Source organism: Mycobacterium asiaticum (assembly GCF_001673365.1).
GTDB classification, from domain to species: Bacteria; Actinomycetota; Actinomycetes; order Mycobacteriales; family Mycobacteriaceae; genus Mycobacterium; species Mycobacterium asiaticum_A.
Map to the genome: position 1 here is coordinate 1 of NZ_LZLS01000125.1, position 1,154 is coordinate 1,154.

The 1,154-nt window shown below is 60.6% G+C and carries 2 protein-coding genes; both read left to right on the forward strand.

Going from position 1 to position 1,154, the window contains the following annotated elements; all coding sequences use genetic code 11:
* Positions 1-35: 35 nt before the first annotated feature.
* Complete coding sequence (locus A5634_RS13510; protein WP_155769535.1) at positions 36-683, forward strand: hypothetical protein; 648 nt, start codon at positions 36-38, stop codon at positions 681-683.
* Positions 684-728: 45 nt separating this feature from the next.
* Positions 729-905 carry a hypothetical protein gene (locus A5634_RS28225; RefSeq protein ID WP_155769536.1) on the forward strand — a complete coding sequence of 59 codons (177 nt, stop codon included), beginning with the start codon at positions 729-731 and terminating at the stop codon, positions 903-905.
* The last annotated feature ends 249 nt before the right edge of the window (positions 906-1,154 follow it).

A 1,154-nucleotide genomic window follows, 5' to 3' on the forward strand; every position in this document is an offset into this window, starting at 1 on the left:
CGGTGTCGTCAGGGCGCGGTGACGATTCTGACCGAGTGTTCTCGGTCATCGACGGCACCGATTTAACGCCCGTTGCCCCGGTGGGGACGGCCCTGAACAGGGCGGAGGTGTACAACGGGGGCTTCGCCTACGCCTATCGGAATTCCGGTACCCGAGCGACCGGAGTGTTGTTTTATGACGCCAAGGGTAAGTTCATCACCGATCGCTCATTTGGCACGTCGTTCATCAAGCTGCTGAGAAATCCTGCCATGCCGGTCGTCTCTGCTGATGGCACTTTTCAGGTCTACACCGCCGACGGAAAACGACTCAGCCAGTTCTCCGCGCCCGAGGTCGCCCCGGACCTGCGCACCATCGGCACCAAGCTTTTCGTGACCGTGGGTGGGTCCAGTGAAAGACGGTGGCAGCAATTCGACTTACTCACGGGGCAACCCGGTCCCGTCTGCACGGACTGGGACCTCAGAGGCACTTTCCCGGCCGGTACATATGTCGCCTCAGACGGCACGGTCGTGCTGACCGAAACGGGAGATGTCACGTTCCACTATCAGGCCACCGATGCAAATACCTGTCAGATCCTGTGGCAAACCCCCGCCGATGCCGAACTGCAAATCCGGAAAGTAGGAACCGGCTTGCTGCAAACCGACAGGAACAGCCACATCATGACCTGGCTGCGCGCACCGGCGTAACCTGCGGCGACCTCCCTGTCGCAGATCGTGGCGTCCACTGACCCGGTGACACTCACCGGCGCATATACCGTCCATCCTCCTGCGACCCGGTCAGCACTCAACCTGTTGTCGATAATCGATTTTCTGCTGGTGAAGGTAATCGATCACAGCGCGGACCGCCTGCGCCGCGTCGCGAATTGCCCGGTGGTCTGGATTATTCGCATTGCCAGACTCAGTGCTTGACTGACGTTGCAGCCTTATCTGGCGGGCATTTTCGCGCAACACATCCTGGGTCGATGGCTTGCCGGCTCGCGTTTACCGCAGCCGTGCGCTCGGGCCACCTACTAGCTCGTACCCGTTTGGGTCCGTCGTTTCAACTTCGCATTGCATCCCTCGCATACAAAAGCCAGCTGGTTGGCTGTGTCAACTCGAAGTGGCCCCGGGGTGACGGCTTGAAGTGGCCCCGCGGGTAGGGGCTGGCTTGCGGGTGTT